The organism is Pseudolysinimonas sp. (genome assembly GCF_039912695.1).
GTDB lineage: Bacteria > Actinomycetota > Actinomycetes > Actinomycetales > Microbacteriaceae > Pseudolysinimonas_A.
Window position 1 is genome coordinate 1 of sequence record NZ_JBDSPJ010000010.1, and the last position, 14,826, is coordinate 14,826.

General features: G+C 65.7%; 19 protein-coding genes. 14 read left to right on the forward strand and 5 right to left on the reverse strand.

Annotation, left to right across the window (positions count from 1 at the left end; genetic code table 11):
• The 8 genes from ABIR17_RS02795 to ABIR17_RS02830 form a co-directional block, all read left to right on the forward strand.
• The coding region (locus tag ABIR17_RS02795; RefSeq protein ID WP_348002841.1) for an ABC transporter ATP-binding protein at nt 1–771 on the forward strand (771 nt) is incomplete at its 5' end.
• Between the two features lie 17 nt (nt 772–788).
• Entirely contained in the window at nt 789–1,232 is a 444-nt protein-coding gene (locus ABIR17_RS02800; RefSeq protein ID WP_348002842.1) for a hypothetical protein, read from the forward strand.
• Nucleotides 1,233–1,258: 26 nt separating this feature from the next.
• Complete coding sequence (locus ABIR17_RS02805; protein WP_348002843.1) at nt 1,259–1,996, forward strand: IclR family transcriptional regulator; 738 nt, start codon at nt 1,259–1,261, stop codon at nt 1,994–1,996.
• A gap of 112 nt (nt 1,997–2,108) precedes the next feature.
• The gene (pcaH, locus tag ABIR17_RS02810; protein WP_348002844.1) at nt 2,109–2,927 is read left to right on the forward strand and encodes a protocatechuate 3,4-dioxygenase subunit beta; all 819 of its coding nucleotides are present in this window, start codon (nt 2,109–2,111) and stop codon (nt 2,925–2,927) included.
• Nucleotides 2,924–3,478, forward strand: coding sequence for a protocatechuate 3,4-dioxygenase subunit alpha (gene pcaG / locus ABIR17_RS02815; protein ID WP_348002845.1), 555 nt, complete (start codon nt 2,924–2,926; stop codon nt 3,476–3,478). Before pcaH ends, pcaG begins: the two co-directional genes overlap by 4 nt.
• Nucleotides 3,465–4,673 carry a lyase family protein gene (locus tag ABIR17_RS02820; protein ID WP_348002846.1) on the forward strand — a complete coding sequence of 403 codons (1,209 nt, stop codon included), beginning with the start codon at nt 3,465–3,467 and terminating at the stop codon, nt 4,671–4,673. Before pcaG ends, ABIR17_RS02820 begins: the two co-directional genes overlap by 14 nt.
• Nucleotides 4,670–5,440, forward strand: a complete 771-nt coding sequence (locus ABIR17_RS02825; RefSeq protein ID WP_348002847.1) for an alpha/beta fold hydrolase — start codon at nt 4,670–4,672, stop codon at nt 5,438–5,440. The genes ABIR17_RS02820 and ABIR17_RS02825 overlap by 4 nt, the downstream gene beginning before the upstream one ends.
• Nucleotides 5,440–5,823: a carboxymuconolactone decarboxylase family protein gene (locus ABIR17_RS02830; protein WP_348002848.1), complete on the forward strand. Its 384-nt coding sequence runs from the start codon at nt 5,440–5,442 to the stop codon at nt 5,821–5,823. The genes ABIR17_RS02825 and ABIR17_RS02830 overlap by 1 nt, the downstream gene beginning before the upstream one ends.
• On the opposite strand, the gene ABIR17_RS02835 is transcribed toward ABIR17_RS02830, so the two are convergent.
• From ABIR17_RS02835 to ABIR17_RS02845, 3 genes are all read right to left on the reverse strand, one after another.
• Nucleotides 5,820–6,230 carry a hypothetical protein gene (locus tag ABIR17_RS02835; RefSeq protein ID WP_348002849.1) on the reverse strand — a complete coding sequence of 137 codons (411 nt, stop codon included), beginning with the start codon at nt 6,228–6,230 and terminating at the stop codon, nt 5,820–5,822. The two genes, ABIR17_RS02830 and ABIR17_RS02835, sit on opposite strands and share 4 nt — an antisense overlap.
• 440 nt (nt 6,231–6,670) lie before the next feature.
• The gene (locus ABIR17_RS02840; protein WP_348002850.1) at nt 6,671–6,976 is read right to left on the reverse strand and encodes a HigA family addiction module antitoxin; all 306 of its coding nucleotides are present in this window, start codon (nt 6,974–6,976) and stop codon (nt 6,671–6,673) included.
• 26 nt (nt 6,977–7,002) lie between these two features.
• Nucleotides 7,003–7,353 carry a cytoplasmic protein gene (locus tag ABIR17_RS02845; RefSeq protein WP_348002851.1) on the reverse strand — a complete coding sequence of 117 codons (351 nt, stop codon included), beginning with the start codon at nt 7,351–7,353 and terminating at the stop codon, nt 7,003–7,005.
• A gap of 96 nt (nt 7,354–7,449) precedes the next feature.
• On the opposite strand from ABIR17_RS02845, the gene ABIR17_RS02850 reads away from it, so the two are divergent.
• The gene (locus ABIR17_RS02850; protein WP_348002852.1) at nt 7,450–8,289 is read left to right on the forward strand and encodes an NAD(P)-dependent oxidoreductase; all 840 of its coding nucleotides are present in this window, start codon (nt 7,450–7,452) and stop codon (nt 8,287–8,289) included.
• A gap of 202 nt (nt 8,290–8,491) precedes the next feature.
• On the opposite strand, the gene ABIR17_RS02855 is transcribed toward ABIR17_RS02850, so the two are convergent.
• Nucleotides 8,492–10,456, reverse strand: coding sequence for an AAA family ATPase (locus ABIR17_RS02855; protein ID WP_348002853.1), 1,965 nt, complete (start codon nt 10,454–10,456; stop codon nt 8,492–8,494).
• Between the two features lie 133 nt (nt 10,457–10,589).
• Here ABIR17_RS02855 and ABIR17_RS02860 point away from each other — a divergent pair, with 133 nt between their 5' ends.
• From ABIR17_RS02860 to ABIR17_RS02875, 4 genes are read left to right on the forward strand one after another with little or no spacing between them, the layout of a single operon-like run.
• Nucleotides 10,590–11,270: a 3-oxoacid CoA-transferase subunit A gene (locus tag ABIR17_RS02860; protein ID WP_348002854.1), complete on the forward strand. Its 681-nt coding sequence runs from the start codon at nt 10,590–10,592 to the stop codon at nt 11,268–11,270.
• On the forward strand, nt 11,258–11,893 hold the full coding sequence (locus ABIR17_RS02865; protein WP_348002855.1) for a 3-oxoacid CoA-transferase subunit B: 636 nt from the start codon (nt 11,258–11,260) through the stop codon (nt 11,891–11,893). Before ABIR17_RS02860 ends, ABIR17_RS02865 begins: the two co-directional genes overlap by 13 nt.
• A complete protein-coding gene (locus ABIR17_RS02870; protein ID WP_348002856.1) occupies nt 11,890–13,059 on the forward strand; it encodes a thiolase family protein in 1,170 nt (389 codons plus the stop codon). The genes ABIR17_RS02865 and ABIR17_RS02870 overlap by 4 nt, the downstream gene beginning before the upstream one ends.
• A complete protein-coding gene (locus tag ABIR17_RS02875) occupies nt 13,059–13,829 on the forward strand; it encodes an IclR family transcriptional regulator C-terminal domain-containing protein (RefSeq protein ID WP_348002857.1) in 771 nt (256 codons plus the stop codon). The genes ABIR17_RS02870 and ABIR17_RS02875 overlap by 1 nt, the downstream gene beginning before the upstream one ends.
• Here ABIR17_RS02875 and ABIR17_RS02880 read toward each other — a convergent pair.
• Nucleotides 13,826–14,248 (reverse strand): hypothetical protein, encoded by a 423-nt coding sequence (locus ABIR17_RS02880; protein WP_348002858.1) that lies wholly within the window; start codon nt 14,246–14,248, stop codon nt 13,826–13,828. The two genes, ABIR17_RS02875 and ABIR17_RS02880, sit on opposite strands and share 4 nt — an antisense overlap.
• A gap of 194 nt (nt 14,249–14,442) precedes the next feature.
• Between ABIR17_RS02880 and ABIR17_RS02885 the strand changes: the two genes are divergently transcribed.
• A complete protein-coding gene (locus ABIR17_RS02885; protein ID WP_348002859.1) occupies nt 14,443–14,757 on the forward strand; it encodes a hypothetical protein in 315 nt (104 codons plus the stop codon).
• The last annotated feature ends 69 nt before the right edge of the window (nt 14,758–14,826 follow it).

Below are 14,826 nucleotides of genomic sequence, written 5' to 3' on the forward strand. Positions count from 1 at the left end.
TCGGGTGGACCGATTGCGACGCGCGAACCTCAGGAAGGCCCCGACCCCGCGACCGGCGCCGCACCCGAGCACCCGTCAACACCTGAGAGCCGCGAGGTACTCAAGGGCGTCACCTTCGAGGTGCAACGCGGGTCACGGGTCGCGCTGGTCGGACCGTCGGGCGCCGGCAAGAGCACGGTGTTCGCGCTCATCGAGCGGTTCTACGATCCCGACTCCGGTGTCGTGCGACTCGGCGGGATCGACATCCGGGGGCTGGCACGGGATGACCTCCGCGCACAGATCGGGTATGTCGAACAGGATGCCCCGGTGCTCGCCGGCACGCTGCGCGACAACCTGAAACTCGGATCCCCCGAGGCGACCGATGAAGCGTGCATCCGGGTGCTGCGTGACGTGAACCTCGGCGAGGTGCTCGACCGCGATCCGGCCGGGCTCGACGCGCCGGTCGGCGAGGACGGCATCATGCTCTCCGGCGGCGAGCGCCAACGTCTCGCGATCGCGCGGGCGCTGCTGGCGGCTCCGCCCATCCTGTTGCTCGACGAATCGACCTCGAGCCTCGACGGACTCAACGAGCAGTTGCTGCGCGAAGCGATCGACGCGGTCGCCGAACACCGCACGCTTCTGGTCATCGCCCACCGACTGTCGACCGTCGTTGACTCCGACCAGATCGTCGTACTTGAGCACGGCGAGGTGATCGGCATCGGCACCCACTCTGAGTTGGTGAAGAGTACCCCGCTCTACCGCGACCTCGCCAAACACCAGTTGCTGGTCTGATCTCTAGACTCGCGCGTATGAGCGACGCCGTGAAGTTGCCCGACCTCGCCACGCTTCGAATGCGGTGGCGCACCCTCGCCGGGGCGTTCCACAGCCGCGGGATCGACCACATCTGGATGTCGGGCGACACCGCAGACTCGTACGTCGACCCCGCGGGCAGCCGCATGGATCTCGTGCAGTTCAACCCGTCGTGGGCGGTGTTGACGGCGTTCGATCGTGAGCTGACCGATCCGGCACCACGACATCCATTCGACTTCTTCGCCGACGCGCCGCCCTGGGTGCCGCGCACGCCGATCGTGCCCAGTTGGCCGCTCGGCGATCTCGTCTGGTTCGAGGACGGTCGATGGCAGCGTTCGACGGCGGTGCGCGACGTTCCGCGAGCTGTCGAGGTTCTCGCGACTCCGCTTCTCGACGATGAGTCGCTCGCCGACGAGCTGCGCAGAATCCCGCCGCCTACCTGATGGCCGGTCGGTCGTCAGAACCCGGGGTGTCGCTGCTCGAACGAGCGGGCCGGATGCTGCGCGCACTCCCCGCGGACGGCGAACCGATCACGGTCGCCGACCTCGCCCGCGCGGCCGACCTGCCCCTCTCGACAACCCATCGCTTGGCCGCTGAGTTGACCAGACTCGGCGCGGTTGAACGCACCGCCGACGGCGCGGTCGTGATGGGCCTCGGCCTCTGGGAACTCGGCGAACGCTCCGCGGTGCTGCGGAGGTTGCGCGAGGCGGCGCTTCCCGAACTCATCGAGCTGTACGACCGCACGGGCGAGAACGTGCATCTCGGCGTGCTGACCGGGCGCGAGGTGTTGTACATCGCGAAGGCGAGCGGCAAGCGCGCCATCCCGACGCTGAGCCAGGTCGGCGAGCGGCATCCGCTGCATCCGACCGGGGTCGGCCGCGCGCTCCTCTCAACCCGACCGGCCGAGTGGCTCGACGACTACCTGTCGCACCCGTTGGAACGCGAAACGCATCACACGATCACCGACCCGACACGGCTGCGCGAGGTGATCGCGACCGAGGCCGCCCGCGGGTGGGCACTCACGCATCAAGAGATGACCCTCGGCAACGTCTCGATCGCGATCTGCCTGCGCGAGCGGCCCGGCATCCCGCCCGCCGCGATCGGCATCGTCTGCCATACCGCGAGTTACGACGAGACGAGGATGCTGCCGCTGTTGCGCCGAGCCGCCGCAGCGATCGAGTCGACCCTCGACGATCTCGGCGGCTAGTGCGTCCCACTGAGTGGGATGCGATGATGGCGTCGAGCCGGAAGCGGTGACACCGTGACACCGACACCGACCTGACTCGACACAGACCTGACACCGACACAGAGGAGTGACGATGCAGCAGACCGACATCCCGAAGGGCGCGAGTTATCCGCCCGGCCATCCCACGCAGGATGACATCAGCGCCGAGATCGCCGACATCGCGAAGAACCGGCCGACCAGCAGCGACCCGAACTGGGGGGCGCACCGCACCCTCGTCGACTACCCGCCGTACCGCTCGAGCATCCTGCGGCATCCCAGCGCGAACCTCGAACTGGTCGACCCCGAGACGATCGAGTTGGCCAGCCCCGCGTTCGGCAACCGCGACGTGCACTGGACCGAGTACGACCTCACGAGTCAGGTGAACGGCGAACCGCAGGGCGAACGCATCATCGTGACCGGCAAAGTGACGGATACCGAGGGGCGCCCAGCGAAGCGCCAGCTGGTCGAGATCTGGCAGGCGAACGCGGGGGGCCGCTACCGGCAGAAGAAGGAACGGCATCCTGCGCCGCTCGACCCGAACTTCAACGGCGTCGGCCGCGTGCTCACCGATGACGACGGCAGCTACACGTTCGTCACGATCAAGCCCGGCGCCTACCCGTGGCCCAACCATCAGAACGCGTGGCGGCCCGCGCACATCCACTTCTCGGTCTTCGGCAGCGAGTTCACGCAACGCGTGGTGACGCAGATGTACTTTCCCGGGGACCAGTTGATGCCGCTCGACCCGATCTTTCAGTCCATCACCTCGAAGCGCGGGCAGAAGTCGCTGATCGCCGATTACGCGCACGATGTCAGCGTGCCGGACTGGGCTCTCGGATACCGTTGGGACATCGTGCTGAGCGGCACCAACCGCACCTGGTTCGAAAGCGAAGACGGCCCGGAGGAGGAGAGTTGAGCGTCACCGAGAAGCTCTATCCCACCGCCGACCAGACCGTCGGACCGTATTACGCGATCGGAATGCAGTACGCCGCCGGCGAAGAACTCGTGCCGGCCGGAAGCGTGGGCTCGATCGTGCTCAGCGGTCATGTGTTCGACGCGAAGGGCAACCCGGTTCCGGATGCTGTGATCGAGATCTGGCAGGCGGATGCCGCGGGCAACATCCCGACGGACTCCGGCAACCTGGTGCGCAAATCCGGCTCGTTCGGCGGGTTTGGGCGCTCGGGTTCGGACGATGACGGCTACTTCCAGTTCACGACGGTGCTGCCCGCTCCGACTGCCGAGGGCAAGGCTGCGTTCTTCGCGACCGTGGTGTTCGCGCGTGGTCTGCTCGCGCGGCTGCACACCCGCATCTACGTGCCCTCGCCCGCTTCCGACAGCGACCCGTTCCTCGCGTCGCTCACCCCGGAGAGGCGCGCGACCCTGATCGCGACGCCGGTCGACGGCGGACTCCGCCACGACATCCACCTTCAGGGCGAGAAGGAGACCGTCTTTCTTGCCTTCAACTGAGCGCGACGACGCCGGTGACTTCGGCCTGCTCGACCCCCTCTGGGCGGGCCGGTCGATTGCGTCGATGACCTCGGATGCTGCCGTGCTCGCCGCCCTGCTGCGTTTCGAGGTAGCGCTGGCCACCGTCACGGCTCCGGATGGCGTGGCCACCTCGATCGCACAAGTGGGCGCCCAGCTCGACGGCGACCTCGACCCGGCGGCGATCGCGGCCGAGGCTCGCGCGGGGGGCAACCCCGTCATCCCGTTCCTGGCCGCCCTGCGATCGCGCCTCGACCCCGACGCCGCTCACTGGCTGCACCGGGGGGCGACCTCGCAAGACGCACTCGACACCGCGCTCGTGATGATCGCTCGGGATGCCGTCGCCGTGCTGCTCATCGACGCCACCGTCGCCGCGCGCAAACTGGCCGCGCAGGCCGAGACGCACCGCGCCACGGTGATCACGGGTCGCACCCTCACGCAGACCGCGACCCCGACGACCCTCGGACTGAAGCTCGCGGGCTGGGCGTGGTCGCTCGCTCGATCGATCGCCGCACTCCGCGCCGCCGCGGCCGCGTTGCCCGTGCAACTCGGCGGCGCCTCGGGAACCCTCGCTGCCTTCACCGCCTCCGGCGTCGATGGGGTCTCGGTCGCGACTCGTCTCGCGAGCACGCTGCGCCTCGCCGAGCCGGTCGCGCCCTGGCACGTGCTGCGCTCCCCGATCACCCGCCTGGCCGACGCGCTGGTGGAACTCGTCGACAGTCTCGGCACGATCGGCCGCAACGTCGCCGCCCTCGCCCGGGTCGGCGAACTCGACGACGGAGCCGACGGCGGTTCATCGACGATGCCGCACAAGTCGAACCCCGTCCGCGCCGTGCTGCTCGTCTCGGCCGCGACGCGTGCCCCGTTCCTCGGGGCCGCGCTGCACGCGGCGGCCGTCACAGTCGATGAGCGTCCGGATGGGGCCTGGCACTCCGAGTGGTCGACCCTGCGCGATCTGCTGCGTCTCGCGGGTGGGGCCGCGGCGACCGGACTCGAGTTGGCCGACGGACTGCGGGTGCACACCTCGGTGATCGCGGCGAATGTCGCTGCCGCCGCCGACGATCTTCTGGCCGAGAGCGCGAAGTTTGGCGGCGCAGCGACTCCTGCCGACTACCTCGGCTCGGCCGACGAGCTGACGACCCGGATGCTGGCGGCCGTCGAAGAGGAGCTGTCATGAGCGTCCCCGACATCCGACTGGTCCCCCTCGCATCGGGCGGGAGCGGCATTCCGCTGCTGCTCGGACCATCGCTGGGCACTCGCGTCGCAGCTGTCTGGGATCGTGCGCGTCCGTTGTTGGCGGAACGGCATCCACTCTTCGGGTGGGACCTGCCCGGCCACGGCGTTTCGCCCGCGACGACGACACCGTTCTCGGTGGATGAGGTCGCCGAAGGACTGCTGCGGGCGGTGGATGCCGCCGGGCTGAGCCGCGTCGCCTACGCCGGCATCTCACTCGGCGGCATCGTCGGGCTGGCGTTCGCGTTGCTCGCTCCCGAACGCGTGACCGCGCTCACCCTGGTCTGCTCGCTACCGAAAATCGCGACGCCGGAAACCTGGATCGAACGCGCCGCCCAGGTTCGTGCCTCGGGCACCCCGTCGCTGGTCGACGCGACGTCAAAGCGCTGGTTCGTCCCCGGTTTCTCGGCCGAGGAGCCGTCCGTGGTCGGCGGTCTGCTGAAAGACCTGATGGATGTCGACGACGAAAGTTACGCGCTGTGCGTCGAGGCGCTCGGCGCAACTGACCTGCGGAGCTCCGTGCGCGACCTCCCGATGCCGTACTCGATCATCGCCGGGGCGGAGGATCCGATCATCCCGATCGTCGATGCCGAAGCCTCCGTCGCCTCAGCCCGCCACGGCTCGCTGCACGTGATCGGCCGGGCGTCGCACCTCGCGGCGGTCGAGAAGCCTGACGAGGTTGCGTCGATACTGCTGTCGGAGGTGGACTGATGACTCATTCGGATGATGCGCGGCATTCGGCCGGGATGAAAGTGCGGCGTGAGGTGCTGGGCGACGAGCACGTCGACCGTGCTGTGGCGGGAACGCATCCCGACAATGCTGACTTTCAGGACTACATCACGCGCGTCGCGTGGGGCGACATTTGGTCGCGGCCCGGGTTGGATCGCCGAGCGCGGTCGATCGTCGTGCTCTCGGTGCTGATGACCGCGGGCTACTGGGAGGAAGTGCCGATGCACTTTCGTGCCGCGATCACGAACGGGCTGACGCGGGAAGAGATCCGTGAGGTGATCCTGCAGGTCGGTCTGTACCGCGGAGTGCCTGTTGCAAATCACGGGACGGCCCTGCTCAGGGAAACGCTGGGCGAGGCCGACTAGCGGTAGTCGGTGCGATCGATCGATGCCTCGAAACACGACCGATCAAGGTTGGTGTTCCAGATGCGTCGCGGTGCGGTGGGCACCAGCGATCCGTAGCTCCGAGTTCCCTCTTCCCGCCACCTCGGGTTGAACCAGGACACTGTCTCAATTCGCGCGTAGCGCGCCGGGTCGGCACCGTGGAAATCAAATGATTCGTCAAGCACCGGGACGAGGTCGGTGTCACGCGATGCCAGGATCACAACGTCGATGTCAGGCCGAGAGGCTTCGCGCATGCAGGCGAGCGCGCAGAGAACGTCGATGCCCTTTTCTTCAGGTCGACCAACCGGGACCTTCTTACCGTTGACGTCGCTGAGGGGTAGTCCGTTTGCGCCGTATTGGTACCGATACTTGAGATCTCTCAGATCCACATCGGCGCCGTCTCTGCGCCACTGGGCTGCCTGGTCAAGACAGCGACGGTTTTGCTCCCAGTCATGCCCAGTCATGGTCGACGTGAGGAAGTCCTCGATAGACCGTCACTGTCGCTAGTTCTGCGACGGGATGGCCCTCTCGCTGCCCTGAGTTGCGCTGCAAGATCGCGCGACGCGCGAACTGCATGGGGTTGATCAGGCAATCGTGCTTTTCCGCAGTCGGCTCGAAAACCTGGCGGGCAGTGAGGTGCACATTCTGGTAGTCAATGACAACCGAAGCTCGAAGAACCATCTACGTCCCTGCGGGTAGAAAAATCCCCGCCAATCCGGAGACGGCGGGGAGCAATGAATCGAGTATATGGAGAGCTGAGGCTGTCGCGTCAACAATCCACAGGTGCGCGGCGTGAGCCAAGAGATCGTCTTGTGGCCCTCAGGAGCTTTCAGTCAGCAGTGAAGTCGAGCGACCGCACCCGATCAAGGTTGAGGCTCTGGCGCGCGATCCACAAGTCATGGGCATCCTGCATCGCTAGCCAGCTTTCCGCACGTCGCCCCAGCGCCTTGGACAGGCGCAGCGCCATCTCGGGAGTCACCTTGCTCGCGCCGTTCAGCACTCGGCTGAGAGTCGACGGCGACACGTCGAGCTGTTTGGCGAGGGCGCGACCACTGACGCCGAAGGGCTCGAGGTAGACCCCAGAGATGAACTCGCCGGGGTGCGGCGGGTTATGCATGGGCTTCAGCTCGTCCATCAGTGATAGTCCTCAGCTTCTGCTGCTTACTTACTGGAAGCTTGCGGGCCGAGCGCTCCGGCGGTGCGCCCGCCGAGCGACCCATCCTTGAGCTCGACGAAAACGACCTCGGTGTTGGTGGTTCCGATGTTCTCGCCCGAATGCTCCTGCGCGGCAAGCCAGACCGCGACGCCGCCGGGCATGTCGACATCCCGTTGCTGATCGCCGGAGATCAGCCGCCGGCTGAACGGGCCGAGCGTGTACATCACGCTGTTGGGATGCTCGTGCGGCGTGGTCTTCTCGCCCGGCGCATCTTTGTACGAGAGCACCCGCACGGAATCGTTCTCGAAGATCACCTTGTAGTGGTCGCCGTTGGTCTCGGCCGGATCCATCGTCATGTGTCGAAGACTAGGACCCGCGTCAACTCCAGCAAACCCTGAGTCGGGCGCGGGTAACCTGACCGAGGCAAGTCGCAGGCACACGAGGAGTAACACATGAGGATCGCACTCACTGGCTCGAACGGAAAGCTCGGCACCGTCGTCGAACGCGAACTGCGGGCGGCCGGGCACGACGTCATCGCCCTCGACCAGGTCGGCCCCCGGCGTGCGGGCTTCACGCGCATCGACCTCACCGACTCGGGTTCCGTCTTCGACGCGCTGACCAGCATCGACGGACGGCACCGCGGACTCGACGCGGTCGTGCACCTGGGCGCCATTCCCGCCCCCGGGGTCGAAACGGATGTCGCCACCTTCCGCAACAACATGCTCGCGGCGTTCAACGTCATCCACGGTGCACGCAAGGCCGGCATCCACCGCGTCGTCTTGGCCTCGAGCGAGACCGTGCTCGGCCTGCCGTTCGACATTGCGCCGCCCTACGTGCCGGTCGACGAGGAGTACGACACCCGCCCCGAGAGCGTCTACTCGCTCGGCAAGCACCTCGAAGAGGAACTCGCCCGCAAGGTGGTGCGCTGGGATGCCGACCTCTCGATCACCGCACTCCGCTTCTCGAACGTGATGACCCCCGACGACTACCCGAGCTTCGCGGCGTTTCAGGATGATCCGGCCAGCCGCAAGTGGAACCTCTGGGGCTACATCGACGCCCGCGACGCCGCGCAGGCGGTCGTGCTCGCACTGGATGCCGGCCGCCCCGGCTTCGACCGGTTCATCATCGCGGCGGCCGACACCGTCATGGAGCGGTCGAGTGCGTCGTTGCTGGAGGCGTTCCTTCCCTCCGTGGAAGTTCGGGGGGAGCTTGGGGAGCACGAGACGCTGTTGGGGATCGCTCACGCTCGCGAAGTGCTCGGGTACGAGCCGAAGCACTCATGGCGCGACTGAGGCTTCCCGACGGTTGCGGCTAGGGCGCCTCTCGCTGGAGTCGACACTGACGGGATGCTCGCAAGGCTCGAGCGACTGGTGCAGAGTCGCGCATCGGGGAATGCGCTGGCGGTTCGCATCGCCAGGGTGCACGAATTGCGGCACCAGTAAGCACACCGCAAGCTGATTTATGGCAGGGCGACCCGGCGGAGCCGGTGTCGAGTCAACGCGCACTGGCCGAGGTGCCCTCGGGGGTGAAAGCGAGCGCCATCTCGAGACGGCCAAGAAGCCCGATGACCAGGTCGACACATTCAGGCGCAACAACGTTGCGGCCGGAGCTCTCATTTGCAATTCGCTGAGCTACTGCGGCCTTGTCAGGTGCCGAGATGCGCCTCCTCTTGCACCAGGCCTCGACGGCTTTGGTTCTCATCGTGTTTGGCAACTCGCCGACAGTGATCTCACTCTTCATCGTGTTCCACATCCGGAGTTCTTCGTTCACCGAGCGGGCATAGACCTCCTTATCGATGAGGTCCTCCGTTTCTAGCGCTTCATCGGTACCGGGCAACGCGAGCACCACGATGCGGTCCGGTGCCACCGTGCGAAGGAGCTTCTCCTTGATCTTCAAACCACCTTCGTCGCCATCGACTAGGTAGGCGACTCTCCCCGCTTCAAGCTCAAGGTCGGAAACGCTGGCGGCCGCGACGCTCGAAAGGCCAGGAGCTACTTGGAAGCTGAGTCGCGCTACTTTCGCGGCTTGCCGAAGCAGCGTCGGGAGGATGATTGCCTCGGTTGCGCCTTCGCCGATCACTGCACGCCTAGTGGGGGTAAAAGTGACGGCTGCAGCCCCCATGCTTACCAAGAGCGGCGAAAAGCCGGAACCGCCTTCCCAGAACCCATTCTTCACTTGGGAGGTCGATCCATCGATCTGTTTAACAACCCGGACCCCGTTTCCGAGATCATTCGGGAGGCACCCAAATGAGTGAGTCGTGTAGATGACCTTCGACGCCAGATTCTGCTTTGAAAGCACCTCGACGAGGTCAGCCTGTGCGTCGTAGTGAAGATGCGTTTCAATCTCGTCGGCGAGCAAGATAGGTCTATTGCCTGCTCCTTGCGTGAAGGCCAGCAATGTCGCAAACCACCGCATGCCTTCGCTTCGGTCCTCGATGCTCGAAAGACCTTCGTCACCAGGGGTTATTACTTGAACGTGAAGAAGCGAGCCCTGGAACTCGAGCTGGAGCGCAATCGCCTCCTGATTCCACGCGCTGAAGGCAGCACGAAGAGCGTCATTTGCCCTGTTTCTGCGGGTAGATGCGTCCGCAACTTCCCCGATCGCGATTTCGTCGCGAAGGGCCACAAGATCAAGGTCGCAGAGCTCTGCGAGATGTCGGAGCGCTGGCGACGGTTTGTCGGCTTCCTCATTGAGGTCGTACTCCGTTTTGAGGTCTCGATCCGCGACATCGAAGAGGCGTAGGGCGGGCACTAGAGGCTCGAGCGCCGCGCGGATTCTTTCTCGTGGATGGGTGCCCCGCTCAAGTGTCTCGAGCGCCCGCAAGCTGCCTGCGAGATCCCTGGCCATCTTTTCGGTTGTAACGTCGATCTCCGCCGCAGGAATGGCGTCAAGAGCCAAGTCCAAGTCCGATGCGAGCTTTCCGAGCTGCGACACCTGGGTGTCATCCAACTCGCCATCGAAACTCAGAAGGTCGACGATCGCTCCCATTGCACCTTCGACCACGAAGGCCTTGAGGGCCGCCTCGATTCGGGGTGAACTCAACAGAGCGCGCGTATGCGCTTGGGCTCGATGAGTTCGATCCCTGAACACCTCCGGATGAAGCGTCCAAACCCGTTTGCCGTCGGCCCCCTTTTCGATTGATACCCGCTCGACGTCTACCGCTTCGGGTATTGACTTGAGCGCGTCCTTATCAGGTGCCTCGAGCTGCAGTTGCCACTTGAGATTCGGCGTCGCACCTGGCGAACGTCGCGGTAGCTCATTGCGTGCAAAGGGGAGGTCCGAGTTGAGATGAGTCAGTGCCTTCAGAATCGAACTCTTACCGGCTTCGTTCGGCCCCACAAAAGCGATCAGGTCGCTGTGCAGCTTTACCGACGTCGGCGCAACGAAACGTCGATAGCCCTGCAGCGTAAATGTAATCAACTGCATATTGGGCTCCCTCGGCGACGAGCGATTGCTCATCGGTGAGCCTAGCGATGGCTACCGACGAAACGAGAAGTAGACGGCATCCTTCGCCTACCGCTGCCGACGTCCGATAATCTGTTCTTAACGAGAACGTTCGTACGCATCCCGAACGAGCGAGTGAGGACACGACATGCGGACAAAGATCGTCCCGAATATCGCGGCCGCGCTCGAAGGCATCCAAGACGGCGCGACGGTACTCGTGGGCGGCTTCGGCCTCGCCGGCCAGCCGATCGCACTGATCGACGGACTCCTCGAGCAGGGCGCGAAAGACCTGACCATCGTGGCGAACAACGCGGGCAACGGCGACACCGGCCTCGCATCGCTACTCAAAGCCGGCCGCGTCTGCAAGGTCATCTGCTCATTCCCCAGGCAGATCGACTCCTACGTGTTTGACGAGCTATACCGCGCGGGCAAGATCGAGCTCGAAGTCGTGCCTCAAGGAAACCTGGCTGAGCGCATCAGAGCAGCGGGCGCCGGGATCGGTGGCTTCTTCTCCCCCACCGGCGTCGGCACGCTGCTCGCCGAAGGCAAAGAGGAACGCGTCATCGACGGCAGAACGTACGTGCTCGAGTCCCCGATCCGGGGCGACTACGCCCTCATCGGCGCGTTCAAGGGCGACCGCCTCGGCAACCTCGTGTACCGCGAGACGAGCCGCAACTTCAACCCGGTGATGGCGACCGCCGCGACCGTGACGATCGCGCAGGTCGACCAGATCGTCGAGGTCGGCGACCTCGACCCCGAGAGCATCGTCACCCCGGCGCTGTACACCGACCGCATTGTGGAAGTGGGGATGCGCGAATGGCTCCGTTGAGCAGGGATGATCTCGCGAAACGGGTGGCCGACGACATCCCGTATGGCGCCTATGTGAACCTCGGAATCGGCGCGCCGACCCTCGTCGCCGACCATCTCGACCCCGAGCGCGATGTGACGCTGCACACCGAGAACGGGCTGCTCGGAATGGGCCGCGCCGCCGTCGGCGACGAGATCGACCCCGACCTGATCAACGCCGGCAAGATTCCGGTGATCGCCGAGCCGGGGGCCGCGTACTTCCACCATGCCGACTCGTTCGCGATGATGCGCGGCGGGCACCTCGACGTGTGCGTGCTCGGAGCCTTTCAAGTGAGCACACAGGGTGACCTCGCCAACTGGCACACCGGTGAGCCCGACGCGATCCCGGCGGTGGGTGGCGCGATGGATCTCGCGATCGGCGCCAAACAGGTCTGGGTGATGACCGACCTGCTCACCAAGGATGGGTCGAGCAAACTCGTCGAGGCCTGCACCTACCCGCTCACCGGCATCGGATGCGTCAGCCGCGTCTACACCGACCACGCGGTGATCGCGGTCGGCCGCGACGGCGCCCACGTGATCGAACTCTTCGGCACCACCCTCGTTGAACTCAACGAGTTGACCGGCCTCAGCTTGGAGATGGCATGACCGCCGCGTTCGTCTACGACGCCGTGCGCACCCCGTTCGGGCGCTACGGCAAAGCCCTCGCCGGCATCCGACCGGATGACCTCGCGGCATCCACTCTGAAAGCGCTGCTCGAGCGGCATCCCGACTTCGACCCCGCGCGGATCGATGACGTCATCCTCGGGGATGCCAACCAGGCCGGCGAAGACAACCGCGACGTCGCGCGCATGGCCGTGCTGCTCGCCGGACTGCCGGTCACCGTCCCGGGAAGCACGACGAACCGACTGTGCGGGTCAGGGGTCGACGCTGCGATCCAGGCATCGCGGGCCATCGAGGTTGGGGATGCCGCGGTCGTCATCGCGGGCGGGGTGGAGTCGATGAGCCGCGCGCCCTACGTGCTGCAGAAGCCCGAGAAGCCCTACCCGGCCGGCAACGAGACCCTCGTCTCGACGACCTTGGGGTGGCGACTGGTGAACCCGAAGATGCCGTCGGAGTGGACCATCTCCCTCGGCGGCAGCGCCGAACTACTCGCCGAGAAGTACGGCATCTCCCGTGAGGAGCAGGATGCCTTCGCCCTGCGCTCGCACCAACGTGCCGCCGCCGCGTGGGATTCCGGGGTCTTCGCGAACGAGATCGTCGCAGCACCGGGCAGCGACCTGGCGCGCGACGAAGCCATCCGGGCCGACACCACCCTCGACGCCCTCGCCGGGCTCAAGCCGGCCTTCTCCGAGACCGGAAGCGTCACGGCGGGCAACTCGTCACCGCTCAACGACGGATCCTCGATGGTGCTCCTGGGTGCCGAAGGAGCGCTCGACACCGAACCGCTCGCCCGCATCACCGGGCGCGGGGTGGCCGCCAACGAACCACAGTACTTCGGGGTCGCCCCGGTCGAGGCGGCGAACCGTGCGCTAGCCCGAGCGGGCAAGACCTGGGCGGATGTCGACTTCGTCGAGCTCAACGAAGCCTTCGCGTCACAGACCCTCGCTTGCTTGAAGCTGTGGCCCGAGCTGGATCCCGAAAAGCTCAACGTCACCGGCGGCGCGATCGCGATCGGGCATCCACTCGGGGCTTCGGGCGGGCGCCTCATCGCCCGCGCCGCGCACGAGTTGAAGCACCGCGGCAGCGGCGTAGCCGTGGTCACGATCTGCATCGGCGTCGGCCAGGGTCTCGCCATCGTCTTGGAGCGCTAGTGCCCGAACCCGACGGCAGCACCTACGTGCAGTCGCTCGCGCGCGGGCTCGCGGTCATCCGCGCGTTCGGGGCCGAGACACCGCGGCAGTCGCTCTCCGACGTCGCCCGCACGACCGGGATGACTCGTGCCACCGCCCGCCGATTCCTGCTCACTCTCGAAACCGAAGGGTACGTGCGGTCGCACGACGGCAAGTTCGAACTCACCCCACGCGTGCTCGAACTCGGGTTCTCGTACCTCTCCTCCCTGAGCCTCACCGAGGTCGCGCAACCTCACCTCGAGGCGCTATCCCGAGCGGTCGGCGAGTCGACATCCACCGCCGTTCTCGACGGTCGGGATGTCGTTTACGTCGCCCGCGTTCCCACCCGCCGCATCATGTCGGTGGCGATCACGATCGGCACCCGGTTTCCCGCCTCGGTGACCTCGATGGGTCGCATTTTGCTCGCATCCTTAGACGAACAGGCACTCGACACCTACTTCGAGGGTTTCACCGCGACGGCTTTCACGCCTCGCACGATCGTCACCGAGTCGGCGTTGCGGCAAGAGCTCGACCGCGTGCGCGGCCAGGGCTGGGCGCTCATCGATGGCGAACTGGAGCACGGCATTCGGTCCCTCGCGGCACCCGTGCGGCGGGGAACCGAAGTCGTCGCAGCGATCAACGTGTCGATGACAGCCGACGGGTCGCCTGCCGCGCAGCAGGCGGAGGCGCTGCGTCCCGCGTTGCTGGATGCGGCATCCGCAATCTCGGTCGATCTGGGTCGAATGGCCTAAGAGGCTCTGCCTCGAGTGGCCGCGATCAGCGGGCGATGTTCCGCGAGAAGTTGTGACACCCTCCCAGGAGTAACCCGAAGGAGCCCCGCGATATCGCGGACTGAATAGCCGGCTGCTGCCATTCGCGCAGCCATCCCATGGGACGCCTCCTGAACCGCGGAAATCGCCGACTCGGCCTGCTCACGTTCCTCACCGACCTTAACGGCCTCCGTGAGAAGGGCGTCCATTCCGTCAACGAAATGAAGTCGGATCGGCGCGGGCTCAGCGCCCGCTGGTTCGTCGTTCACGAGCGCGATGACCTCTTGGATGTTGGCGTGCAAGGCGGTCATGTTGCCGGCGTACGTGTGGGCGCCCTCAAGGCCCCGGATCGTCGCGAGCCAGTGCGAGCCTTCACGGCTCACCTCGACGTCGTATGTCATCGCAACCACCCCCGCCCGACGAACGGATCCGTCTCACCACATCTTGCGCTCGCACCCACCGTAGTAAAGCGACTAGACACTTTCAATGCCCAACCGCTAGACACCGATGTGGATGACAGTCAAGGATCTCCGCGGTGCAGGGGAAGAACGTAGTCTGCGAGCTGTCGAAACATCCGAATCGAACGGGAGCCGCTATGTCCACCGATCAGTATCACGAGCCGCCGCAGGAACTTTCCGAAGAGGTACGCACCTTTGCTCGGATGTGCGCGAGCCTGTCGGAGGAGGCCGACGCGATCGGCTGGTACGAGCAGCGAATTGCCGTCGAGAAAGACAAAGTCGCGCGCGCGATCATGATCGACTCACTCGGTGAGGAGTACAAGCACTTCAGCATGGAGCTGGAGTTTCTGTTGCGCGCGAAGCCGAAGTGGCGCGCGATCGCCCAGGGGATTCTGTTCCAGGACGGCGACATCGTGAAGCACGGCGAAGAAGCCGAGGAAGCCGCCGGCTGACCTGAGCCTCTGCGGTCGGGCGACACTCGGGTGACCGTCAGGCTCGCTCGCCAGACTCGACCGACGGAG